Below are 24,482 nucleotides of genomic sequence, written 5' to 3'. Positions count from 1 at the left end.
GCGCTATTGGGTGTTCTCTCGTGTAAAGCTGAGGATCAGACCTTTTCCTTGCCATCAATCCCGGCTTTTTCAAAGGTTGCCATGCCGGTGTGGCATTCTGCTGCCGCGCGCAAAAGCGGGATGGCAAGTGCCGCACCCGATCCTTCGCCAAGGCGCATGCCGAAATTGATCAGTGCTTCCTTGCCAAGTTTCTCAATCAGTCGGGCATGTCCCGGTTCTGCCGATACATGCCCGATCAGACAATGATCAAGTGCATCTGCGCGCATCGCAGCCAGAACAGCGGCCGCCGCACAAGATACATAACCATCAAGCAATATCGGAACCCGTGCAAAGCGCGCTGCAATGATGGCACCGGCCATAGCAGCAATTTCGCGTCCACCCACACATCGCAGAACATCCAATCCGTCATGCATCTGGTTTTTATGCAGGATGATGGCGTCACCTACGACGCGCGTCTTGCGCTCAAGGGTTGTATCATCAATCCCGGTTCCCCGGCCGGTCCAGTCCGCAGCATTCCCGCCATAAAGTGCATGGGAAATTGCCGCCGCCGATGTGGTGTTGCCAATACCCATTTCGCCAGGCACAAAAAGATCCAGCCCCTTTTCAATTGCGCTCATGCCAAAGGCCATCGCCTCGGCACAGCCTTCGTCATCCATCGCCGGTTCGTGGGAAAAGTCGTTGGTCGGGATTTCAAGGGCGACTTCCATGACGCGCAGTTCCGCATCGACAGACTTGCAAATCTGGTTGATCGCAGCCCCGCCATTGATGAAGTTTTCCACCATCTGCTGGTTCACGCTGGCCGGGAAGGCTGAAACGCCCTGCGCAACGACACCGTGACTGCCGGCAAAGACTGTAACGCGCGGGCGCGACATGCGCGGGCGTGATGTTGCTTGCCAACCTGCCAGCCAAAGGCTGAAATCCTCAAGCCGTCCAAGCGATCCGGCAGGCTTGGTCAATGTCGGTTCGCGCTGGGCCACGGCGGCCTGCGCTTCCTGATCGACTTCGGGAAGTTCGGCCAGAAGAGCGCGAATTTCCTCAAGATTTTGGGGCGGATGTTTCGGGTTGAACATTTTGGTCTCCGGCTGGCGACAAAGGTGCCTAACTAGTGTTCCGCTTGGCTTCCGGGATGGTAAGGATTAGGCTCGGAAACCAATTGTGCAAGGCGGTTCAGGAAGTCGGGCCAAACTAGGCCCTGACACTATGCCCGGGCGCAACAGATTGCCAGTTTGAAAATCGGAAATTTATGCTATCCAAAGATCATAACCAAAACGAAACAAATATGCAAAGCTCGGATTCATTTGACAAACCCAGCCCGGACACAGCGACAGATGCCCCCGTCGAGGTTTCGCCTATTTCCGATTTCTGGCGCGCCTTGGCGTTACTTAGCCGCGTTCCGGTCAAGGGTATCGAGGACTTCCGCGCTGAGGTGATTGCAAGATCGGTCTGGTCTTGGCCGTTGGTTGGTCTGCTGCTGGCTGGTTTTGCCATGCTGCCGGCGATGCTGGTCTATTCCCTGACAGCCAACATCCTGATTTTTGCGATTGTCGCCTTGGCAGGCATGGTTTTATTGACCGGATCAATGCATGAAGATGGCATCGCAGATTGTGCCGACGGGTTTGGCGGCGGGTTTGAGCGTGCGCGCAAACTTGAAATCATGCGCGACAGCCATATCGGTACATATGGCGTTGTTGCTCTGATCCTGTGTTTCGGCCTGCGTCTGATTTTGCTTTCTGCGGCGGGCGATGCCGGGCAGGCTGCGGTCCTGTTTCTGGTGATGGCAATAACATCACGGGCGGCAATGCCAGTGGTCATGCATATCCTGCCCCCGGCGCGCGCCGATGGTTTGGGCAAGGGGGCCGGAACGCCAAACGTGATGATGGTCGGTTTGGCTGTTGGCCTTGCTTTGATCCTGTCGCTCGTCTTATCGGGTCTATTTGCGACGATGGCCATTCTCATGGGCGGGCTTTTGGCGGTGGGTATTGTTGCGGCGGTCGCAAAATGGCAGATCGGTGGCCAGACAGGGGATGTCCTGGGGGCAACCCAGATCGTGACTGAACTGTTTGTCGGTATCGCGTTTATTGCCGCCCTTTGATCAATCAGCACAGCAACAAGAAGGAATGCCGTGAGCAGTTTGAAAATAACCCGCTGGTGGCTGGTGCGTCACGCGCCCGTCCAAAATCCGAAACGGCTCGTCTATGGCCAAAGTGACATGCCCGCCGACCTTTCCGATCAAAAGGCCCTTGCGGCCCTTGCGGGGCAACTTCCACGTGATGCCGTCTGGGTGACCAGCCATCTGTCCCGCACGCATGATACAGCGCGCGGTCTTCAGGCCTTCATGGATAAAGACGTAGCGCCGCAGGCTGAAAGCGGCTTTGCCGAACAGCATTTCGGTGATTGGGAATTGCAGAACTGGAACGATTTGCCCAAGGGGGAAACAACACGTTTCTGGACCGACTTTGCCCGCCAACACCCCCCAAAGGGTGAAAGCTTTGCCGATGTGGTTGCCCGTGTCGGGCCGGTCTTTGATCAATTAAACAGCGATTGGGCCGGTAAGGACATTGTGGCGATCGTGCATGGCGGTACCGTGCGCGCCCTTCTGGCGAATGCGTTGGGCTTATCCCTTGAAACAGCACTGGCATTTCATGTTGATACGCTGGGTTTGACCACGCTTGAATATATTGACGGGGTCGAAGAGCCGGGCTGGCGCGTAAACGGGGTTAATCAGCGCTTCTAAGGCGGCTGTCCTCAGGCGGATGCCAGTTCGATATCTGATGCCATGTCATCAAGGGCATGTTCTGCCAGATAGCGGTCAACCATATCCGGGTTCAGATCATGTTTTTCGCAGATGTCGAAAACATCGCGCAGATAGGCCTGATAATAGGGCACCGGACGGCTGCGTGATTTACTGCGCAGTTTGGCAACATTCGGGAAATCACCGGCAAAGGATGCGTTTTCAATTACCTGGATGATGGTGTCATCAATGATGGCAGCCGGCATCCCGCAATAAGTTTTGCCGCAGGCCGACAACATCTTGCTGGCAGTCGGAACAGAAATGCCCGGCTGGGAAAGCAGCTCGTTCAACTCGTCCTGTCCGAAATCCGAGATCGACATCAGGGTAACCAGGGTCGGCATATCGCGCACAAGCAAGGACAGCGCATTGACGCGAATGCCGCGTTCATGGGACCAGATGATGGTTGCGATTACACCCTTTGAGGCATCTTCGGCAAAGATGTCACGCACATCGCGGCGTGCCAGAGTGATCTCGCCATCGGTTGCGTGCTGTTCAAGAAAATCCTGAAATGACCGATCAGGACTGTTCAGACGGTCCAGCAATCCCAGCCACATGTCCTTGCGAGACGATGTGGTCCAGGTTGGCGCGTTCATCTGTCGGATTTTGGATAGGTGAGAACGTATTGCCATTGGTCGTGAAAAATCCAGATTACCCCAAGAGTTTCGGTGCAGTATTTCCTGCAGCCAGCCGGGTGATGTGTCTATATCCCGGGTTTTCGCCAGATTGCGGATTGTTCCGTCTCTAGTTCCAGCACAACGGTTTGATGTTGGCTGAAATGGTATGACCTCTCAAGCAGACAATTCTTACAAATACTGACCTTCCGATTAGGGTGGGGTGGTAAGGAAGGGTTAAGTGCCGAGAATGACCTTTGGCATTTTTGGCAAACCTGCTAGGTTCGGCGCATCGTTCGGTGATGGGAAATCGGTGCAAGGCCGATGCTGCCCCCGCAACTGTATCGGGTTGGGAGATCCGGGTCGGTGCCAACGCGCCAGACCAGCCACCGGGAAACCGGGAAGGCGGATCGCTTTCATGCCTGCAGCCAGGAAACCTGCCGAAGGTGTCACTATTCTTTAGGTGGTGACGACGCAATCGGGCCTCGGTGGGAGGCCATGGCGAGGAAGAAACGGGATGACCCAGACTTTACCCCCTGACGGCCCCTCTGGCGGCACGCATCTGATCCTTGGTGGGGCGCGATCCGGCAAAAGCCGGTTTGCCGAAAACATCATCAATCAGGCGGGCGGTGGCACATATATCGCAACCGGGCGTGCCTGGGATGACGAAATGGCCAACCGCATAGATATTCACAAACAATCACGCGGCGATCTTTGGCAGACACTCGAGGAACCGGTCGAGCTTTGTTCGGCGCTGCAGACCTGTAATGTCACAGGTGGCAAGCCGGTTCTGGTTGATTGTCTGACCTTGTGGCTGACCAACCTGATGCTTGAAGACCGCGACATTGATGCCGAGATCGCAGCTCTTTGCGATCTGGTGCCGACCCTTGATGTGCCGGTGCTGCTTGTCTCAAACGAGGTTGGCTTTGGCATCGTGCCGGAAAATGCGATGGCGCGGGCCTTTCGCGATCACGCCGGACGCCTGCATCAACGCATTGCCGAGATTGCAGACAAAGTCACCCTTGTGGTGGCCGGCATTCCGATGCAGGTCAAATAGTAACATAAAGAATTGAATTTTAAGGATTTCAGAAATGGCACAATTGGGCAAAATCCCGGCAACCGTCATTACCGGTTTTCTGGGCGCCGGCAAAACAACCATGATCCGCAACATGCTGGAAAATGCCAATGGCAAACGCATTGCGCTGATCATCAATGAATTCGGCGATCTGGGTGTTGATCGCGGCATTATCAATGGCTGTGGCATCGAAGGCTGCGAAGAGGATGATGTTGTTGAGCTGGCCAATGGTTGTATCTGCTGCACCGTGGCTGATGACTTCCTGCCTACCATCCAGGGGCTGATTGATCGTGATACACCGCCTGATCATATCGTAATCGAAACATCTGGTCTTGCCCTGCCAAAACCTTTGGTGAAGGCGTTTAGCTGGCCGGAAGTCCGTTCGCGCGTAACCGTCGATGGTGTGGTGGCTGTCCTTGATGGCGCAGCGCTTCGTGATGGTCTGTTTGCCCATGATCATCATGCGGTACAGGCGCAGCGCGAGGCAGATGACAACCTTGATCATGAAAGCCCGCTTGAAGAACTGTTCGAAGAACAACTTCACTGTGCCGACATGGTTGTTCTGAACAAGACGGATCTTCTGACCGATGCTGAACGCAGCAAGGTCGAAGCCGATATCCGCACAGAGCTGAAAAAGCCGTCGGTCAAGATTATCGCGACCGAACATTCCCGGGTTGAAAATGCCATCCTGCTTGGTCTGGGGGCAGCAGCCGAGGATGACCTTGATAGTCGTCCAAGCCATCATGACGATGGTCACGAACATGACCATGATGATTTCGACAGTTTTGTCGTTTCGCTTGATGCGATCAGTGATCCGGCCAACCTTGAAAAGCGCCTGATTGATGTCGTGCGTCAGTTCGATGTGCTGCGCATCAAGGGGTTCCTGGATGTGCCGGGTAAACCGATGCGCCATGTGGTTCAGGGGGTTGGTGAACGTTTTCAGCGCTATTTCGACCGTCCGTGGGCCGATGGTGAAACCCGCCGGTCGGAACTGGTGGTGATTGGCCTGCATGGTCTGGATCGCGCTGCGATCGAGGCCGCCATCAAGGCCGCCTGATCCAAGTTAATCTGACCAAGCTCACCTGAAACCGGATGCTAAAAATCATCCGGTTTCAGCCTGTTTAAAGACCAAACTCACAAGGATACGGATCCCGCGATGCATCTATTGGCAGCCCAGCCCGGAATGGTCACGGATGGCAGTGAGGCCGTCGACCTTGGACAACAACCCGGCGATGTGGTGATCCTGTCTGCGGCCGAGTCTGAGCTGGCCTGTCTTGCCGGGGCGCAAGCGCGGCTGGTCGATGCATTTGGCGACGCGACACCTTCCTTACGTCTGGCAAGTTTGCTGCAGCTTGGCCACAACATGTCGGTCGATCTTTATATCGACGATGTACTTTCCGATGCCAAATTCATCATCGTGCGCATTCTGGGCGGGCGCGGTTATTGGGATTATGGCATCGAACAACTGGTTGCGCTTGCACGTGCCAAGGACATTCCTTTGGTTCTGTTGCCCGGTGATGATCAACCCGATGCAGAGCTTTTGACGCTCTCGACCGTTAAGGGGCGCGAATATCAGAACATCTGGCGCTACTTGATCGAGGGCGGACCGCAAAATTCCGAGAATTTACTTCGTCTTACATACGAAAAGTTAAATTCAAACGTGAATTGGAACTGGTCACCGGCGGCCCCGCTGGTCAAGGCCGGGGGCTATTGGCCCGGCAAGGCGCAGGCAAGCCTTGATGAAATCCGGGTTAACTGGATTGAAAATCAACCGGTTACGCCGATTGTCTTCTATCGTTCACTGGTACAGGCCGCCAACCTCGATGTTATTGACGCGCTGGTTGAGGAACTTTGTGCCAATGGTCTGAATCCATTGCCGGTTTTTGTTGCCAGCCTCAAGGATCCGGTGGCAGCCGCCTTGGTCGAGGACTGGCTGGCCGAAACCAGTGCAGATTTGATCCTCAATACCACCGGCTTTGCGATATCTGTTCCGGGTTCAGAACGAAAAAACGGTCCGTTTGATGCGGTGGATGCGCCGGTGTTTCAGGTGGTGCTTTCTGGTGGGGGCGAGGAAGCCTGGCGCGAAGGTGTCAATGGCTTGGCCGCACGCGATATTGCGATGAATGTTGCCCTGCCAGAGGTCGACGGCCGTATCCTTGCGCGCGCGGTGTCTTTCAAGGGATCGGCAGGCAAGGATGACCTGACCCAGATTGATCTGGTGAAATACATCCCGGTACGTGATCGCGTCGCCTTTACCGCCGAACTCGCCGCCAATTGGGTGCGGCTGCGCAAATCCGATGTGTCATCGCGCAAGGTGGCGATGGTGATGGCGAACTATCCCAACAAGGATGCACGTCTTGGGAATGGGGTCGGGCTGGATACCCCGGCAGGCATGGTCGAGACGCTGCGCGCCATGCAGGACGAGGGATATGCGATCAATGATCTGCCTTTTGATGGCGATGCCCTGATTGGTGCGATCAAGGCCGGACCGACCAACGATTTCAAATCGCTTGCCGACCGTGAGATCCGCGTAACCCTGAAACGCGAAGATTATCAGTCTGCATTTGATGCCCTGCCAAAAACCATCCGCGATCAGGTGTTTGAGGCCTGGGGCGATCCAAAGAATGATCCGTTTTATCTGCCGGATCGGGATGCCTTTGCCCTGTCGATCCTGCCGATGGGCAATGTGGTGGTCGGTCTGCAGCCTGCGCGTGGCTATAACATTGATCCGCTTGAAAGCTATCACTCGCCCGATCTGGTGCCGCCGCACAACTATTTTGCGTTCTATATCTGGCTGCGGCATGTGTTTGGCGTCGATGCCGCCATTCATTTTGGCAAGCATGGCAATATGGAATGGCTGCCGGGCAAGTCACTGGCCCTGTCCGAGGATTGCTTCCCGGAGGCCGTTTTTGGTCCGACCCCACATTTCTATCCCTTCATCGTCAATGATCCGGGCGAAGGCACACAGGCCAAGCGCCGGGCACAGGCGGTGATCCTTGATCATCTAACCCCACCTTTGACGCGGGCGGAAAGCTATGGCCCGCTTAAGGATCTCGAAGCGCTGGTCGATGAATATTACGATGCGGCTGCGGTTGACCCGCGCCGCCTTGTGATCCTGAAACGAGACATCCTGGAACTGGCGATCCGTATCGGTCTTGACCGTGATTGCGGCATTGAGGCCGGCGAGGACGAAGAAAGCGCGCTGGCCAAGCTTGATAACTATCTGTGCGAGCTTAAGGAACTTCAGATCCGTGATGGTCTGCATATTTACGGCAAGGCGCCTGAGGGTGACCTCCTGACTGATCTTCTGGTCGCACTGGCACGCTTGCCGCGTGGGTCGAACAGTGGGCCCAAGGCATCCCTGCATCGCGCGATTGCCAAGGATATCCTTGATGATCCGGCGTTTGATCCGCTTGATTGTGCCTTTGCCGAATTCTGGTCGGGGACAAAGCCCGATATTCTCGCGCATTATTACGGCGAAGACATTGGGCCATGGCGCACCACCGGCGATACCGTGGAACGGATCGAGCTTTTGGCACGTGATCTGGTCAACGGAACGGTGAAGGCCGATCCGGCGTGGTCGGCCGTTTGTGAAGTTATTTCTGATATCGAAACGACTATTCGTCCGGCCGTTGTTGGCTGCGGTCTGGCCGAGATCGAGGGCCTTCTGCGTGGTCTTGCTGGTAAGTTCGTCGAACCTGGCCCGTCCGGTGCCCCGACCCGTGGCCGCCCGGATGTGTTGCCAACTGGGCGCAATTTCTATTCGGTCGATACCCGTACCGTGCCGACCCCGGCGGCCTGGCAGTTGGGGTGGAAGTCGGCCGAGTTGCTGCTGGAACGCCACGTGCAGGATCACGGCGAATGGCCAAGCGCCCTTGGTTTGTCTGTCTGGGGAACCAGCAACATGCGCACCGGCGGAGATGATATCGCACAGGCGTTGGCCCTGATGGGTGTGCGCCCGACCTGGGATAGTGCATCACGCCGGGTGACCGGCTTTGAGGTTATGCCGGCATCTGTGCTGGGCCGACCGCGTGTTGATGTCACCCTGCGTATTTCGGGTTTCTTCCGCGATGCCTTTCCTGGTCTGATTGATCTGTTTGACAGTGCGGTACGCGCGGTGGCCGAGCAAACCGATGAGCCAGATGACCTCAATCCGATTGCCGTGCGGATAAGGGCGGAAACCGAAAAACTCCGCGCCAAAGGAATGGACGCGGATCAGGCGGCCCGGCAGGCTGGCTTCCGGGTGTTTGGCTCCAAACCGGGGGCCTATGGGGCCGGTTTGCAGGCAATGATTGACGAAAAACTCTGGGAAGATGAAGACGATCTTGCCGATGCCTACCTTGCCTGGGGCAGTTATGCTTATGGCAATGGCGCCGAGGGCACGGCGGCACGTGATCTGTTTGAAACCCGCCTCGCCAAGGTTGATGCGATTGTCCATAACCAGGATAACCGCGAACATGATTTGCTGGATTCTGATGATTATTATCAGTTCGAAGGTGGAATGACATCTGCTGTGCGCAGTCTGTTGGGCAAACAGCCCACAGTTTATCACAGCGACCATTCCCGCCCGGAAAGTCCGAAAATCCGCACCCTGGAAGAGGAAATCGCCCGTGTCGTGCGGGCGCGCGTCGTGAACCCCAAATGGATCAAGGGCGTGATGCGCCATGGCTACAAGGGCGCGTTCGAGATGGCGGCAACAGTTGATTATCTGTTTGCCTTCGCCGCCACCGCGCGCTGCGTTGCCGATCATCACTTTGATCTGGTCTATGATGCCTATCTCGGCGATGCCGAGGTACGCGATTTTATCGCCGATCACAATCCCGATGCGTTTCAGGACATCAAGGACCGCCTACGCGAAGCGATCGAGCGCGGCCTGTGGCAGCCGCGTCGCAACAGTGTTTCCGTCGATCTGGGAGTGTAATGCGTCAACTGTTGCTTGTTATTGGAATCACGGGAATTTTACCGTCGGAACAAACCGGGCAGTTGAAACGTTACGTTTTCGCACCATATCTCAATTAACCAACTGTTAATAAGTTGTGAGGGACGGGGCACCCCTATCGGATCGCCTGCATGGGAAGCAGGTTGATTGAACAGATCGGAGGCCGCGATGGATATCAAGACCAACGTTCGTTTGCCAGATTATCTGCAAACTCCAATGCCTGCCCATGACAGGCATGCAGATATCGTCAACTCCCTGCTTTCTGATTTCGACATGCCAGACTGGTTGCGTGCAGATTTGCACGGCAACGGGCGCTATCGCCCGGCACGCGGTGCCATTCGCGCAGTTCTGGATGTCCGTGAACGTTTCAACGGCGTGCATCGGCCGGTAACGTTTGATGAATTCCATGCCGGCATGACAGAGCTTGCCCATCACCTTCCGGGTCCGGACCAAACCAAGTTTGAAATCAATGCCAAGGTGAAGATTTACTGGCGCTACCTGCAAGGGGTCGAACGTCAGGTTTGGCGGACGGCAATTGCGGTTGCCCATCTTCGTCTGGATCACTTCCCGGTGGTGCGTGAATTCAAAACCCTGATTGAACAGGTCGCGATCAGCCGCGATTGGCTGGAAAAACGCCTTGAGGTGGTTGAGAAAAGCTTCCAAAGCCCGGTCGGCGCGCGCAACGAAGCCGTGCGCAAGGCCTTGGACCGCTTGCGCCGTATGTCGCCCGGGGATCGCTTGCAATTGTTCAACAAGGCCCGGATGCGTCGACCCGAACTGCGCAATATCGACATGCGCGAGCCCGATAAATGGGCGGATCTGGTGACCAGTGACCTTGGCCTGACAACAGGCCAAAGCGCCAATTGGTAAAGTTAGGCCAACCAAGATTAGATGAAAGCGCGGTCATAGGGACCGCGCTTTTTGTTTGCAGGATTGTCTTGGTTTGCGTGCGCGGGCAAACTCGGCACCCAACGTCAGGGAAGCAAGATGCATCGCGTGAAGAACTTGATTTCGAAATCCTTTTGTCTGTGGACCGGCATCCTCCTCGGCCTGCTATCGCATGGGCAAACCGCGCAGGCGGATACCAAAAAAGAATGGGCATCCGTCCCAAACGGTCCGTTTCACTGGCAGCTTCAAGGCATACTTGATGTCGATGACGCCATCCGCATTGTCGGGGTCGATCTTTTTGATGTGTCCGCCGATCAGGTCGCGGCTTGGCGCGCTGCCGGGCAGTATCCGATTTGCTATATCAATGTCGGGGCTGTCGAAGATTGGCGGGATGACGCGAAGGCTTTTCCGCAAGATGTAATCGGCGCGCCCTATTGGGGCTGGGATGGCGAAAACTGGCTTGATATCAGCCGGTTCGAGCTTTTTGCCAATATGATTACGGCCCGTCTTGATCTTTGCCGTGACAAGGGATTTCTGGCGATTGAGCCTGATAACATTGATGCCTATGAAGCCGATCAAAGCAGTAAGCCAACCGGTTTTGACATCACGCGCGCCGATCAGCTGCGCTATGTGAATTGGCTGATCACTGAGGCCCACATGCGCGGTCTTGCCATCGGGCAGAAAAATGTTGCTGACCTTGTACCCGATCTTGTCGATCAGATGGATTTTGCCCTGCTGGAATCGGCCCATCGGCTTGGCTTCATGGAGGATTTTGATCCCTATGTAGCCCAAGGAAAGCCTGTTTTTGCCGTCGAGTATCTTGACGAAGGTGCCGATCTGGCGGCTTTTTGCCCGGCGGCGCTTGCCCACGGATTTCAAGGCGTGATCGCCAATCTGGATCTTGATCAAACGCCGCAAAACTGCCCTTGATCCCGGTAGGACTTTCGCCGCATTCTGGGCCGACATCTCAAAGGGAAGAAACAATGACCGACAAAAGCCAGCCAGACGTCGATATCAATGCGCGCCATGATGAAAAAATGAAGAAAATCAAGGCCGCGCGCGACAAGATGATGGCCCAGAAAATCGACAAAAAGGGCCTGATCATTGTCCATACCGGCAAGGGCAAGGGCAAGTCTTCCTCGGCCTTTGGCATGGCGATGCGCTGTGTCGGTCATGATATGAAAGTCGGCGTTGTCCAGTTCATCAAGGGGGGCTGGGAAACTGGCGAGGCAAAGCTTCTTAAAAAATTCCCCGATCTTTGTGAGTTTCACGCCATGGGGGCGGGCTTTACTTGGGAAACCCAGAACCGGGCACAGGATGTCGCCCTGGCGCGTGAAGCCTGGAACAAGGCATTGGAAATGCTGCGCGATCCAAGCTATTCGATGGTGATCCTCGATGAGATCAATATCGTTCTGCGCTATGATTTCCTGCCGCTTGAGGATGTGCTTGAAGCACTCGCCAACAAACTGCCTGATCAGCATATCGTGCTGACCGGGCGTAACGCCCCGGATACCTTGATCGAGGCGGCCGATCTGGTCACGGAAATGACCATGGTCAAACACCCGTTCCGTGAACAGGGCATCAAGGCACAGATCGGCGTTGAATTCTGATCAGGCTTGATCATCTGAAAGAAAGTTTTGAAACCGGAATGAGTGCGCAATCCGTTCCCGCCCTGATGTTGCAAGGTACCGGTTCCGATGTCGGGAAATCCTTGCTGGTGGCCGGATTGTGCCGGGCCTATGCGCGTCGGGGCCTTCGGGTGCGCCCGTTCAAACCGCAAAACATGTCCAATAACGCTGCTGTCACTGATGACGGTGGCGAAATCGGCCGCGCGCAGGCGCTTCAGGCACGTGCAGCGGGTGTTGCGACCACAGTTCATATGAACCCGGTTTTGCTGAAACCGCAAAGCGACATTGGGGCGCAGGTCGTGGTGCAGGGCAAGGTCCTGACCAGCGCCAAGGCGCGCGATTATTACCGGCTCAAACGCGATCTGCTGCCCAAGGTGGTCGAAAGCTTTGACGTCATGGCAAGTGACGCCGATCTTGTCCTGATCGAAGGTGCCGGGTCCCCGGCCGAGGTCAATTTGCGGGCCTCTGACATCGCCAATATGGGCTTTGCCGAGGCGGTGGGCGTTCCGGTTATTCTGGTCGGCGATATTGATCGTGGCGGGGTGATTGCCTCGATCGTTGGCACGCATGCGTTGCTGTCCGAGAATGATCGCCGCTGGCTCAAAGGTTATGTGATCAACAAGTTTCGTGGCGATGTGTCGCTGTTTGAACCGGCCACCGGCATCATTCATGAGCGCTGCGGACTTAAAAGTTACGGTATCGCAACGTACTGGCCGAATGCCTATAAGCTGCCTGCCGAAGATGGCGTAGCGCTGGAAAAGGCCGGGAAATATCACCGCAAGGCCGGGGATGGCGCGGGTGCAGTCCTGCGCATCGCCGTGCCACATCTGCCGCGTATTGCCAATTTTGATGATCTTGATCCACTGGCGGCCGAGGATGATGTTGAATTGCTGGTGATCAAGCCGGGGCAAGTGATCCCGGGGGATTGTGATCTGGTGCTGCTGCCGGGGTCAAAATCGACCATGGCAGACCTTCGGTTCGTCAAAGATCAGGGCTGGGATATCGATATTCTCGCCCATCACAGGCGTGGTGGCCGTGTGATCGGCATTTGTGGCGGCTATCAGATGCTGGGCCGTATGGTCCATGACCCGGACGGTGTTGAAGGCGCGCCGGGAAGCGAGACTGGCCTTGGTTTGCTTGATATTGAAACCGTTATGGCGGGTGACAAGACGCTGCGCAAAACAACGGGGCTTACGGTTGGCGGGCATGCCGGCTTTGCCGCCGGAACACCAGTCAATGGCTATGAAATCCATATGGGTCGGACCGATGGACCGGATCGGGCGCGAAGCTGGCTTGATCTGGATGGTGTGGTGGATGGCGCGATCAGTGGCGATGGACGGGTTCTGGGGTGCTATTTGCATGGCCTGTTTGCCAGCGATGATTTTCGTCATGCCTTTCTGGCGGCATTGCGATCGGACGAAGCACACAAAATGACGCATTTTGAGGCCAGCATTGATGCCGCCCTTGATGAGCTGGCCGATCATCTTGAAGCCTGCCTTGATCTCGATGGCATGCTGGAACTGGCAAAAAGCCGGGCGTGACAGGGCGTGTTTAAGCTTTCTGTCAGGCATTCCCGTTACGTATAGCAAAATTGCACTTTCGCACACTTGAAGGTCTTTACTTCGCGCGCGTTGCATGGTTTGAGATATCTTGCAGTTCCGGGTTGGAAACGAACCGGCTTCGTTGCAGTTTATGGAATGTTTACGCCCCCATGCCGGGTCTTTGCGAAACGTTCATCTTGGTCGGGTATCTTCACGCTCATGCGTCAGTTATATCATTTTTGGCTTTCACCTTTTTCGCGCAAGGTCCGTCTGGTCCTGGCCGAGAAAAAGCTCGATTTCGAACTCACGGCTGAACCGGTATGGGAACGGCGTGACGATTTCCTGCTGCTTAATCCGGCCGGTGAAGTGCCTGTGCTCAAGGAAGAAGACGGCACGGTGCTGTGTGATTCCAGCGTCATCTGCGAGTATCTCGACGAGATGTACGAGGACGAGCCGAAACTGTTTGGATCCGACCCCAAGGAACGCGCCGAAATCCGCCGTCTTGTCGCGTGGTTTGATGGCAAATTCAATCGCGAAGTCACTGACCATCTGCTCGGCGAGAAGCTCCTGAAACGCTTCTTCTCAACCGGCACCCCCGATACCAAGGTCCTGCGCGCCGGGCGCACCAATGGCGCCTATCACATGGATTATATCGGCTGGCTGTTTGAACGCCGGAACTGGCTGGCCGGTGATCATCTGACCATGGCAGATCTGGCGGCTGCCGCACAGGTATCCGTGATCGACTATATGGGCGACATCAACTGGTCAAAACATCCGCGCGCCAAGGACTGGTACATGCGGATCAAAAGCCGCCCTGCCATGCGCGATATTCTGGCAGACCGGCAGGCAAGTTTCCCTCCATCAAGCCATTACGCGGAATTGGATTTTGAATGAAGGATTCATCCATATCTGATGAATTCTACCCTGAAGGCGGGTTAAATACTGCCAGTTACGATCTTCGCGCTGATCTTGATCGCAAGATTTTTGAAGACCCCATTCCCTTTTATACGCATCTGGCGACCAGCCTTGCGCATGAAAATGGCGTGCTTGAACTGGGCTGCGGCACGGGCCGGATCAGTGCCGCGATTGCCAAACTTGGGATTGCGGTCGAAGGCCTTGATCTGTCACCCGCCATGCTGGGTCAGGCACGCGCCAATTACCCTGATCTGACATGGCATCTTGGCAATATGTGCGACTTCGATCTGGGACGGCAGTTTGATCTGGTGATCATCCCGTTTCGCGGACTTCAGGAAGTCACCGATGCCAAGGGGCAGCGGCGCGCCCTTGAGTGCGCCTTTGCCCATCTGAAACCCGGTGGGGCGATCGCACTGGATCTGATGGACCCGGATTTGCGCTATTGCCTGCCAGAAGGTGACCCGGAGCACGTCGAACTGCCGATCTTTCCGATGCCAAAAGGCGTCGGGCAGCCGGGCAGTCGGCTTCGCATCACGGCGATGGAACGTACCAATGAGCCCCTGACCCAGAAGTTCAGCGAACATTGGCGGTTTGAAGAAATCAACGATCAGGGTGACGTGATTACGCGCGAGGATTGCTGGCATCACCTGCGCTGGGTTCATCGCAGTGAAATGCGGCTGATGTTGGAGCTGTCCGGTTTTGTTTCGATATCGGAATTTTCGGATTTCCAGGGCAGTCCCCCGAAATATGCCAGCAATCAGGTCTGGATGGCAAAACGGCCGGACTGATGGCCGGCCGCTCTATTGCGTCTACTGGTGTTGATCCGTCAGCTGCTCAGTTACCGGCGAATTTCGCGGCACTGGTCATGGTTTCAGCGCGTTCCTCAGTGGTTAGCGGCACCAAACCGTTATCTGCCAGAAGGCCCTCTTCGCCGATCACCGCTTCCGAAACATAGGTCGAGATAAAGTCACCAAGGCTCTGGACCAGCTGTTGATGATCATCCTTGACGTACAGATAAAGCGCACGCGATGCCGGATAGCTGCCATCAAGAATAGTTTCATAATCCGGCTCAATGCTATTGATTGGAACTCCCTGAAGACGTTCGCGGTTACGCTCCAGATTGTTAAAGCCCATCACGCCATATGATGTCGGATCTTTTTCAAGCTTGCTGATCACCAGCCGATCATTTTCCCCGGCTTCGATATAGGCGCCGTCTTCACGAAGGGTACGGCACAACAGGCGGAAGCTGTCAGGATCGGTCGCCTCAAGGCTTGCGATGTCAGAAAATGTCGCACAACCCTGATCAAGCAACAGCTGCCCCATCAGATCGCGTGTGCCCGAAGTCGGCGGTGGTCCATAAACGCGGATTTTAAGGTCCGGGAGGCTGGGATCAATATCAGACCATTTTTCATGCGGGTTTGGCACACTTGCGCCCTTGACCGGCACGGTCCTCGCCAGGGCGAGGTAAAGCTGACGGGCGGTAAGTTCCATACCCGGTGCTTCGCGGGAACCCAGCATGACAATGCCATCATAGCCGATTTTAATTTCGCTGATGTCGCGGACAGAGTTTGCCGAGCAAATTGCGGTTTCCGACCCGGTGATCGGGCGCGATGCGTCGACAATATCGGGGAACTCTGCGCCAATGCCGCCACAAAACAGCTTGAAGCCGCCGCCTGAACCGGTGCTTTCAACCACCGGGGCCGGTGCGCCGGTGGTTTTGGCGAAATGTTCGGCGACCTTGGTGGTCAGCGGAAAGATCGTCGAAGATCCGACAATCCTGATCTGATCGCGGGCCTCTGCGGCAGGCGATGTCAGAAGTGCCATCGATGCGGCAAGGGTAGCCAAGGCAAGCGTGCGACGCATTTCGTCCCCCAAAACGTATCCGGTGATGGTCCGGCAAATGGTTCTACCGGTCATATACAAGGAAATCGATCACCGTGAACCTGTTTTCTGAACTGACGGTCTCCGTCAGTCCGATCCGGTGCGAACATCCATCTTCTCTATATTCGCTTTTGCCGCGTCAGCAACAGAGGTTCCATTTGAAAGTTCTATGACAGTTAACCAGTCCTGCCGTGCAAGATCGTTGTCACCGGCAATCTGATGGAGCTTGCCACGTTCGAAAAGCGCCTGAACATTCCGGGGTTCCCGGTTCAGAACCTGTTCGATATCAGTCATTGCCAAATCGTAACTTTCAAGCAGTCGCCAGGCAGATGCCCGGTAAATCAGCGCCTCGGTATGGTCGGGTTGAAGATCAAGGGCGGCATTGAGGTCATCAATCGCCTCCCAATACTGCCCGGCAAGGCCAAGTGCCATGGCACGATCGACCCAAAGCTGCGGGTTGTTGGGCACCAGTTCAAGCGCGCGGCTTTGATCGCGCCAGGCGAATTCAAGGTTATCGGCCATCATCCAGGCTTGGCCTGCCTGGGCCAGCATCCCGGCAACCACACCGGGCCCTGCCGTGCTGTCCTTGGCAAGAGCATCAAGGCGTGTGGCGGCTTCTTCGTACTTGCCAAGCGATATCAGGGCGACGGCAACACAGTGGCGGGCCGGTTCCCCGCCACCCAGATCGCGCCAGGCAATCGCGCTTTCAAATCCGTCTTCGGGTTTAAGTTGGGCCAGCTTGATGCAGTCACGATATTGCTGGCTTTCTTCCTGTGTCATGCCACCGTTGCTTTCGGTCTGGGCCATGGCGGAAGGCACGCCTGCGCCATAGATGCCGACAAACCCCGCCAGACACAGCAAGCCGGTGGCGCGTGCTAGGAACGAGGTTGCGAAAAGTCGTGACATGAAAAAGCTCCGTCTTTGGCAAAATTTATGGCAGTCACCATAGAAGATCACACGATCGATCCACCATGGCTGAATGCGCATATCTGTAAACGCACATTCGTGAAGTCTCACACCATGAAAACGGCAACAAGATGATTGTTGTTCCCGAAAGCCACAGGTTGCGGGAACAAATCACGGTCCAAAAGGTTTTGCCAAAAGACTTTGTTTGTGTGTGGCAAGGCCGTTACTGTGCCCTTCACACGAATTTGCCGTCACAAAAGGTGCCTTGATGACCAATAAGCTGTTCTGTTTCGGATTGGGATTTTCCGCCCGCCTTGTTGCCCGCGATCTTAAGGCAGAGGGTTGGAAAATCGCCGGAACCACGCGAAGCGCGGACAAGGCCGAACAGCTGAAATCCGAAGGCATCGAACCCTTCATTTTTTCCGATGATCAACCGATTGCCGAAATTGCAAGCGCGCTTGAGGGCGTGACGCATGTCCTTTCATCGGCCCCGCCCGGTGGGATGGGCGATCCGGTGATCCATCATCATGGCAGTGATCTTGCGGCACTGCCGGCGGGTACATGGATTGGCTATTTGTCGACCACCGGGGTTTACGGTGATCGGGATGGTGCCGAAGTCACCGAGGATGATGATCTTCTGCCAACCGGCAAGCGCGGCCGCAGGCGCGTGGCGGCTGAAAAGGCATGGTTTGATCTTGGCCGTCGTCATGATCTGTGTGTGCAAAGCTTCCGCCTGGCGGGCATCTATGGCCCCGGTCGCAACGCGCTTGAAACCGTCCGCTCGGGCCGCGCACGCCGGATCGTCAAACCCGGTCAGGTCTTTTCACGTATCCATGTTGATGACATCGCACAGACGGTTCTGGCATCCATCAAACAGCCCAATTGCGGGGCGGCCTATAATGTGTGTGATGATGATGCGGCCCCACCTCAGGATGTGATTGCGCATGCCTGCGGCTTGCTAGGTATCGATCCACCACCCGAACAGGATTTTGACACCGCCAAGCTGAGCCCGATGGCCGCCAGTTTTTATGAAGACAACAAACGGGTTTCAAATGCGCGGATCAAACAGGAATTGGGTGTTAAGCTGCGCTATCCGGATTATCGGGCCGGTTTGCTGGCACTTCATGATGAAATACTGGCCAAATTGTAGGGCAGAGACGAAAACGTTTCATAAAACCGCATTGTTGACCACAATTGCGGGTCGTATATAACCCAAGAGCCTGCGGAAAATCATATTGTCGTCTGTTTGGACGCCGTATGTTCAGGCACCATATGATTTTCCACAGGATCAGTTTCGGACCGGATCGTTTTGGCGTTCCGGACCCCAAGGCCACCGAGCACGGGCATCTGATGTGGGCATCGTCCGCATCGTCCCGACCGGCAAGGAGAGAGCAAGCATGGATCGTCGTATCGTAACCGTTTTTGGCGGCACCGGATTTGTCGGACGTCATATCGTCAAGCGTCTGCTGGAGCGTGATTTTATCGTTCGTGTCCCGACCAGAAGCTTTGAACGCGTCAAAAAACTCAAACCGATGGGCAATCTGGGGCAGGTCGTTCCGGTCCATTGCGATGTGCGCGACGAAGACAGCATCAAGGGGGCGCTCGAGGGTTCCGAAGCGGTGATTAACCTGCTTGGCATTCTCTATGAACGCGGCAGCAAGAATTTCCTCAATATCCACGTCAAGGCGGCCAAACGCATTGCCGAGGAAGCCAAGGCAGCCGGTGTAAAGACGCTTTTGCATATGTCGGCACTGGGTGTGGATAAAAACACCTCTGCCAACTATGCGACGTCCAAACTCGCCGGTGAAAAGGCCGTGCGCGAAGCGTTCCCGGATGCGGTGATCTTCCGACCGTCGGTGATCTTTGGCCCGAACGACAACTTCCTGAACAAGTTTGCCACCATGGCGCGTTTCTCGCCGATGCTGCCTGTTGTTGGTGCACCAGGCCTTCCGAAAGTTGATCTGGGCGAAGGCAAGGTTGATCTGCACGGCGAAGGCGGCCCGAAATTCCAGCCGGTCTATGTTGGCGATGTTGCCGATGCCTTTGTCACGGCCCTCACCGAAGGCAAATCTGCTGGCAAAACCTATGAGCTTGGTGGACCGGAAACCTATTCCTTCATGGCGCTTCTGCAGGACATGCTGCGGATCACCCGTCAGCGTGCCATTCTGATGCCGGTTCCGTTCTGGCTGGCCTCAATCAAGGCATTCTTCCTGCAATTCCTGCCGGTTCCGCCGTTGACGCCCGATCAGGTGCGTCTGCTTAAAACCGATAACGTGGTTTCCGAGGGTGCGGACGGTTTTGCCGAACTTGGCATTACGCCAAACAGCCTCGAAGCAATTGCGCCGTCTTACCTCAAACGGTTCTGCCCGCCGCGTAAATCCGGTGAGTTCCGCCGTTTCGTCTAAGGCGCACGGCTGATCAGACGATCAAAAAGAAAACCCCGCCAAACTTTTGGCGGGGTTTTTTCTTGCCTCGAAGGTGCCAAGGATATCGGCCGCGTGCACAGGACCATCAGACCTTCTTAAGGGTCTCACGAACGGTATCGATGATTTCAGAACGTGACGGGGCCTGAATGACCGGCTCCCCGCCCGGCCGTTCAATCATGATCACCGGAATGCCAAGGTTCCGCGCCGCTTCGATCTTGGCAAAGGTCGCCTCACCACCGCTGTTTTTGCTGACGATCACATCAATTTCGTTGCGTTCAAGAAGCTCCGTCTCGCTTTCAACGCTGAACGGGCCACGCGCAAACAGCCATTCACCAAATTCCAGATCAAACGGATCACGCGGGGCATCGACGGTGCGAACAAGCAGCCAGGTTTTTTCCAGCCCTTCAAACGCGTGCAGGTTCTTCGCACCGCTTGCGATCAAAGCGCGCGCGCCGACTTCCGGCAGGATTTTGGCAGCTTCTTCGATAGATTTTACCAAGATCCAATTGTCATCTTTGGTCTGCTGCCAGGCAGGTCGGTGATACTGGATGCAGGGCATCGCTACGGCATGACAGGCTTGGGCGATATTATGGGAAATCTCGGTGGCATAGGGATGGGTGGCGTCAATCACCAGATCAATCTGTTCATTTTTGAGATGGGTGATAATGCCCTCCGGCCCGCCAAAACCGCCGATGCGAACTGGGACGCCATCAGGAAGGCTCGGCGCGCTGGTGCGCCCGGCGAGCGAGAGTTGCAAACGAACATCCCGGCCAAATTCATGCATCAGGTCCTCGGCAATGCGATTTGCGTCTCCGGTCCCGCCAAAAATAAGGATGCGTTTTGGACGATCGGCAGGGCGGGAGAGGGACATGGGCAAAGAACCTTGTTGTTGCTTTATGACCTTGGATGGTCTGTTTGTTGTGCAGACACGGGAACAGATTAACGAACTGCTGCTTACGATGCCACCGGTCGGAATTGATCAAATTCGCCAATCCCGTGGCGGGCAATGATGGTGCCGTTGCGGTCGGTAATAACGACTTCAACTGCCGATGCACCGTCTAATGTGGCGCGTGCGGATTCGCAGGCCTGACGGGCAATCGCATCTTCAATCTTAACGTCCGCCGCCTGACAAAGTTCCAGAACCTGTTTGGCCGTATTGGCCGTGCGGCACTTGTCTTGCAGCGTTTTATCCCCGCCACACGCTGCAATTGTTCCTGCCAGCCGATCAAAATCGACCTGTGATCGGCTTGAATGCAAATCCAGGTGCCCCTGGGCAAGTTTGACCAGTTTGGCAAACCCACCGGCGATGCTGACAAAGGCAATCGGGTTCTTGCGAAGATACTTCAGCATCCCGCCAACAAAGTCGCCCATATCAAGGATGGCTTCTTCGGGCAGGCCATAGAATGCACGAATGGCCGCCTCTGATGTTTTGCCGGTCGCACTGGCAACATGGTCGCGCCCGGTCGCACGCGCGACGTCAATCCCGCGATGGATCGAATGGATCCACGCTGAACAACTGAACGGGATGACAATGCCCGTGGTGCCCAGAACCGATAATCCGCCGACAATCCCCAATCGCCCGTTCCACGTTTTGGTGGCAATCTCTGCACCCCCGGGAATGGAAATCTCGATCTCGACATCGGTTGATACGCCAAACTGATTACAAAGCTCGGTGATCTGTCCGATCATCATTTCGCGTGGCTTGGGGTTGATCGCGGGCTCACCCGGGGGCAATGGCAGACCCGGTTTGGTAATCGTGCCGACCCCGTCACCGGCATGGAATGAAATGCCGTTGCCCGGTGTTCCGATGCGCACGGTCGATATGATTTCTGCCCCGTGGGTGACATCGGGGTCGTCGCCGGCATCCTTGATCACGCTGGCCCGCGCCCAGCCATCACCCTTTTCCGCCTTGATCAGCTTAAAGGACGGAGTTTCCCCGCGTGGCAGGGTAATGGTGACCGGATCAGGAAAATCGCCGGACAGTAATGCCTGCCACGCGGCACGGGTCGCAGCGGTGGCACAGGCCCCCGTCGTCCATCCCTTGCGCAGCGGTCCATCCGGTTTTCTGGTCATCAGTTGATTTTTTCCTGTCAATCCAGTCGATGTTTTCGGTATTGAGGTCACGGGTAACGTCCGCGATGGAAACTCAATTAAACATCATTATTTATGTTATTTGAAAAGTTATACTAAAAAATTTCGGAAATAAGTTGTGCGTATCGTTTGATTGCTGTTTAACATATCCTCTTGATGTGGTCCTGCACAGAGGTCTGCATTTCATTTAATAGAAGTACTGCGTGATGACTGGTCTTGGTGTTGATTTTCCGGTTTTTGAACCGGGTTGGGTATGGCTTGTTGGGGCGGGACCCGGTGATCCCGGTCTTCTGACGCTGCATGCTGTCAACGCCATGCAACAGGCCGATGTTGTTGTCTTTGACGCGCTGGTCGATGAACGGATTTTGAACCTTTTGCGTCCCGATGCCAAACGCATCTATGCGGGCAAGCGCGGTGGTCGTCCATCCTCCAAACAAACCGATATCTCCCTGCAACTGGTTGAACTGGCCAAACAGGGCCTGCGTGTTTTGCGCCTTAAGGGCGGTGATCCGTTCGTGTTCGGACGCGGCGGCGAAGAAGGCATGACCCTTGTTGATCACAATGTGCCATTCCGGGTGGTGCCGGGCATTACCGCCGGGATCGCCGGTGCGGCCTATGCCGGTATTCCGACCACGCATCGTGACTGCAATTCGTCGGTGACCTTTGTCACCGGCCACGGATCCAGTGGCGAAGTGCCAGACAACATCAACTGGGCAGCACTGGCCAAAGGTGCGCCGGTCCTTGTGATGTATATGGCCATGAAACATCTGCGCCGGATTTCGTCGGAACTGATGGCAAATGGCCGGGCCGCGGATGAACCGCTTGCCGTGATCAGTCAGGCGACCACTCCGGGACAGGGTATTCTGATCACCACTCTTGAAAAGGCGGCTGACGATGTCGAACGCGAAGGTGTTGAGCCGCCTGCGGTGTGCATTCTGGGCAAGGTTGTCGGCCTGCGGGATCGTCTGAACTGGCTGTCGCCGCAGGACGATGTGACCGCGGTGCGCCATGTGCCGTTCGAACAGGTGCTTGATCTGATCACCGCACCGGCAGATCCCCTCAAAAACTGAACTTTGATCCCGTCCGGATAAGGTTCCAACAGATTGATATATATCGTTGCCGGTGGGACGCGCGACTGTACAATCGCGCGCAAATGTTTTGACCCGGATGGATCATGGACGAACAGCAGGTATTGATACGCATCCTTGAAAGCGGTTGGGCGCAATGTGCCGATATCGTGCGCACGGATGGCGGGGTGCTTTTGACGGCACTGGTGGCGGGACTGGTGGGCAGTGCGACCCACTGTGTCGGCATGTGCGGCCCGTTCGTGATCAGTCAGGTCACCAGCCGGATGGAACAGCTCCCGGTCGAGAAAATGAGCGAGTTTCGCCGTCTCACCGGTGCCGCACTCCTGCCCTATCAGTTCGGGCGTTTGTCGACCTATTGCCTGCTGGGCGTGCTGGCCGGCTATTTCACTGACAGCATCAGTGCGCTCACCCGGGTGTGGTGGATCGGGCCGGTGTTGCTGATTGCGGCCGGTGTGTTTTTCCTTCTGTTCGGCATTCTGGGCCTGATGCCCCATCTTGGCGGTTTGTTGCCATCGACCGGCGAATCACGCTGGTGGAACAAGCTGGTTGGCAATCATGCGCGTGGGCTTTTCCAGGCCCCATATGGTTGGCGGGGATATTTGCTGGGCGTGATGCTGGGCTTTATTCCCTGTGGTCTGGTTTATGGCGCGCTTGTGATGGCGGCCGCCACCGGTGCGGCGCTTAATGGCGGGGCGGTGATGCTGGTGTTTGGCCTTGGCACGGTGCCGATGCTGTTTGTCACAGGCTTTGTCGGCCAATATGCCGCACAGCGGTTCCGGGCCCTGATGGTGCCGGTTGGGCGCGGGCTTATGATCATCAATGGGATAATCCTGTTCGCATTGGCAGCGACCACGATTGCATAAGCGGTGCCGGCGCTTCGAACTGTATGCAGAAGGTCGGCATTTAAACGGGATTGTGACTGAGTGTGAGCTTTCCCACAGGTGCTGATCTTGCAAGTATCGCCGGGATATTTATAGTGCCGGGTCAGGTTGTGACGCACAAGGATCGGTTGTCCGTAACCGGCAAAGACATAAGGATCGACGCGTGAGCAAAAAGACGCTTCTGGCAATTCTGGGTATTGCGCTGGTTCTCGGGATCGGTTTGACCTATCGACTGATGATGATGGGGACTGAAACCAATTCATCTGGCGCAGCTTCCATCGGTGGGCCGTTCGAGCTTGTCAATCAGGATGGCGAAACTGTCACTCAGGATGACTTCAAGGGCAAATATATGCTGACCTATTTCGGCTATACCTTCTGCCCGGATGTTTGCCCGACCGAATTGCAGGTCATGGGAACAGCACTTGATATGATGCCCCAGGGCATCGCAGATGAAATCACACCCGTCTTTTTCACGGTCGACCCGGAACGCGATACGGTCGAAGCGGTTGCCGAATACGTTCCCTATTTCCATGATCGGATGGTTGGATTGACCGGCACCGTTGAACAGACAACGGCGGCCGCCAAGGCGTTTCGTGTTTACTATGCGAAGGCGATCCCGGAAGGTGAGCCTGAGGATACCGATACCTATCTGATGGACCATTCATCCTTCGTCTATCTGATGGATCGCGAAGGTAAATTCGTCCGCCACTTCAATTACGGCACCAGCCCGGAAGACATGGCAAAGGGCGTGACCGAGGCGGTTAAAAACAACGGCTGATTATTCCGTCGCGCAATGCCATGATCATGGCGAATAAATTCGG

At 55.8% G+C, this 24,482-nt stretch carries 22 protein-coding genes and 1 riboswitch; of the genes, 16 read left to right on the top strand and 6 right to left on the bottom strand.

Annotation, left to right across the window (positions count from 1 at the left end; translation table 11 throughout):
* Positions 1 to 35: 35 nt before the first annotated feature.
* Positions 36 to 1,070: a nicotinate-nucleotide--dimethylbenzimidazole phosphoribosyltransferase gene (gene cobT / locus DY252_RS00865; RefSeq protein ID WP_064788016.1), complete on the bottom strand. Its 1,035-nt coding sequence runs from the start codon at positions 1,068 to 1,070 to the stop codon at positions 36 to 38.
* Between the two features lie 209 nt (positions 1,071 to 1,279).
* On the opposite strand from cobT, the gene cobS reads away from it, so the two are divergent.
* Both cobS and DY252_RS00855 read left to right on the top strand, forming a co-directional pair.
* Positions 1,280 to 2,092, top strand: coding sequence for an adenosylcobinamide-GDP ribazoletransferase (cobS, locus tag DY252_RS00860; protein WP_231959651.1), 813 nt, complete (start codon positions 1,280 to 1,282; stop codon positions 2,090 to 2,092).
* Between the two features lie 30 nt (positions 2,093 to 2,122).
* Positions 2,123 to 2,734 (top strand): histidine phosphatase family protein, encoded by a 612-nt coding sequence (locus DY252_RS00855; protein ID WP_231959652.1) that lies wholly within the window; start codon positions 2,123 to 2,125, stop codon positions 2,732 to 2,734.
* An 11-nt stretch (positions 2,735 to 2,745) separates the two neighbouring features.
* On the opposite strand, the gene DY252_RS00850 is transcribed toward DY252_RS00855, so the two are convergent.
* A complete protein-coding gene (locus DY252_RS00850) occupies positions 2,746 to 3,384 on the bottom strand; it encodes a hypothetical protein (protein ID WP_064788017.1) in 639 nt (212 codons plus the stop codon).
* 286 nt (positions 3,385 to 3,670) lie between these two features.
* Positions 3,671 to 3,861, top strand: a riboswitch (cobalamin riboswitch).
* A 58-nt stretch (positions 3,862 to 3,919) separates the two neighbouring features.
* On the opposite strand from DY252_RS00850, the gene cobU reads away from it, so the two are divergent.
* The 9 genes from cobU (at position 3,920) to DY252_RS00805 (ending at position 15,176) form a co-directional block, all read left to right on the top strand.
* Positions 3,920 to 4,459: a bifunctional adenosylcobinamide kinase/adenosylcobinamide-phosphate guanylyltransferase gene (gene cobU, locus DY252_RS00845; protein ID WP_064788018.1), complete on the top strand. Its 540-nt coding sequence runs from the start codon at positions 3,920 to 3,922 to the stop codon at positions 4,457 to 4,459.
* A gap of 34 nt (positions 4,460 to 4,493) precedes the next feature.
* A complete protein-coding gene (gene cobW / locus DY252_RS00840) occupies positions 4,494 to 5,534 on the top strand; it encodes a cobalamin biosynthesis protein CobW (RefSeq protein ID WP_064788019.1) in 1,041 nt (346 codons plus the stop codon).
* 99 nt (positions 5,535 to 5,633) lie between these two features.
* On the top strand, positions 5,634 to 9,398 hold the full coding sequence (gene cobN, locus DY252_RS00835) for a cobaltochelatase subunit CobN (RefSeq protein ID WP_064788020.1): 3,765 nt from the start codon (positions 5,634 to 5,636) through the stop codon (positions 9,396 to 9,398).
* Between the two features lie 186 nt (positions 9,399 to 9,584).
* Positions 9,585 to 10,286, top strand: a complete 702-nt coding sequence (locus DY252_RS00830) for a hypothetical protein (RefSeq protein ID WP_064788021.1) — start codon at positions 9,585 to 9,587, stop codon at positions 10,284 to 10,286.
* Between the two features lie 126 nt (positions 10,287 to 10,412).
* Complete coding sequence (locus DY252_RS00825) at positions 10,413 to 11,234, top strand: endo alpha-1,4 polygalactosaminidase (protein WP_231959653.1); 822 nt, start codon at positions 10,413 to 10,415, stop codon at positions 11,232 to 11,234.
* A 53-nt stretch (positions 11,235 to 11,287) separates the two neighbouring features.
* A complete protein-coding gene (cobO, locus tag DY252_RS00820; protein ID WP_008888919.1) occupies positions 11,288 to 11,914 on the top strand; it encodes a cob(I)yrinic acid a,c-diamide adenosyltransferase in 627 nt (208 codons plus the stop codon).
* Positions 11,915 to 11,952: 38 nt separating this feature from the next.
* Positions 11,953 to 13,473, top strand: a complete 1,521-nt coding sequence (locus tag DY252_RS00815; protein ID WP_064788022.1) for a cobyric acid synthase — start codon at positions 11,953 to 11,955, stop codon at positions 13,471 to 13,473.
* A gap of 219 nt (positions 13,474 to 13,692) precedes the next feature.
* The gene (locus DY252_RS00810; protein ID WP_064788314.1) at positions 13,693 to 14,367 is read left to right on the top strand and encodes a glutathione S-transferase family protein; all 675 of its coding nucleotides are present in this window, start codon (positions 13,693 to 13,695) and stop codon (positions 14,365 to 14,367) included.
* Positions 14,364 to 15,176, top strand: coding sequence for a class I SAM-dependent methyltransferase (locus DY252_RS00805; protein ID WP_064788023.1), 813 nt, complete (start codon positions 14,364 to 14,366; stop codon positions 15,174 to 15,176). The genes DY252_RS00810 and DY252_RS00805 overlap by 4 nt, the downstream gene beginning before the upstream one ends.
* A 46-nt stretch (positions 15,177 to 15,222) precedes the next feature.
* On the opposite strand, the gene DY252_RS00800 is transcribed toward DY252_RS00805, so the two are convergent.
* Positions 15,223 to 16,251, bottom strand: coding sequence for a substrate-binding domain-containing protein (locus tag DY252_RS00800; protein WP_064788315.1), 1,029 nt, complete (start codon positions 16,249 to 16,251; stop codon positions 15,223 to 15,225).
* Positions 16,252 to 16,356: 105 nt separating this feature from the next.
* The gene (locus tag DY252_RS00795) at positions 16,357 to 17,175 is read right to left on the bottom strand and encodes a tetratricopeptide repeat protein (RefSeq protein ID WP_064788316.1); all 819 of its coding nucleotides are present in this window, start codon (positions 17,173 to 17,175) and stop codon (positions 16,357 to 16,359) included.
* 268 nt (positions 17,176 to 17,443) lie between these two features.
* On the opposite strand from DY252_RS00795, the gene DY252_RS00790 reads away from it, so the two are divergent.
* Complete coding sequence (locus DY252_RS00790) at positions 17,444 to 18,325, top strand: SDR family oxidoreductase (RefSeq protein WP_064788024.1); 882 nt, start codon at positions 17,444 to 17,446, stop codon at positions 18,323 to 18,325.
* Positions 18,326 to 18,572: 247 nt separating this feature from the next.
* Complete coding sequence (locus tag DY252_RS00785; protein WP_064788025.1) at positions 18,573 to 19,580, top strand: complex I NDUFA9 subunit family protein; 1,008 nt, start codon at positions 18,573 to 18,575, stop codon at positions 19,578 to 19,580.
* A 106-nt stretch (positions 19,581 to 19,686) separates the two neighbouring features.
* On the opposite strand, the gene DY252_RS00780 is transcribed toward DY252_RS00785, so the two are convergent.
* Together DY252_RS00780 and DY252_RS00775 are read right to left on the bottom strand one after the other, a co-directional pair.
* On the bottom strand, positions 19,687 to 20,472 hold the full coding sequence (locus DY252_RS00780; protein WP_064788026.1) for a cobalt-precorrin-6A reductase: 786 nt from the start codon (positions 20,470 to 20,472) through the stop codon (positions 19,687 to 19,689).
* Between the two features lie 83 nt (positions 20,473 to 20,555).
* Positions 20,556 to 21,674 carry a cobalt-precorrin-5B (C(1))-methyltransferase gene (locus DY252_RS00775; RefSeq protein WP_064788027.1) on the bottom strand — a complete coding sequence of 373 codons (1,119 nt, stop codon included), beginning with the start codon at positions 21,672 to 21,674 and terminating at the stop codon, positions 20,556 to 20,558.
* Between the two features lie 224 nt (positions 21,675 to 21,898).
* Here DY252_RS00775 and cobA point away from each other — a divergent pair, with 224 nt between their 5' ends.
* The 3 genes from cobA to DY252_RS00760 all read left to right on the top strand — a co-directional run bounded on the left by cobA (position 21,899) and on the right by DY252_RS00760 (position 24,439).
* The gene (cobA, locus tag DY252_RS00770) at positions 21,899 to 22,762 is read left to right on the top strand and encodes a uroporphyrinogen-III C-methyltransferase (RefSeq protein ID WP_064788028.1); all 864 of its coding nucleotides are present in this window, start codon (positions 21,899 to 21,901) and stop codon (positions 22,760 to 22,762) included.
* Between the two features lie 104 nt (positions 22,763 to 22,866).
* Complete coding sequence (locus DY252_RS00765) at positions 22,867 to 23,643, top strand: sulfite exporter TauE/SafE family protein (protein ID WP_064788029.1); 777 nt, start codon at positions 22,867 to 22,869, stop codon at positions 23,641 to 23,643.
* 181 nt (positions 23,644 to 23,824) lie between these two features.
* The gene (locus DY252_RS00760; RefSeq protein WP_064788030.1) at positions 23,825 to 24,439 is read left to right on the top strand and encodes an SCO family protein; all 615 of its coding nucleotides are present in this window, start codon (positions 23,825 to 23,827) and stop codon (positions 24,437 to 24,439) included.
* Positions 24,440 to 24,482: the final 43 nt, after the last annotated feature.

The sequence above is a fragment of the Thalassospira indica genome (assembly GCF_003403095.1).
Classification (GTDB): domain Bacteria; phylum Pseudomonadota; class Alphaproteobacteria; order Rhodospirillales; family Thalassospiraceae; genus Thalassospira; species Thalassospira indica.
This window is presented reverse-complemented; position numbering and strand designations above follow the sequence as displayed.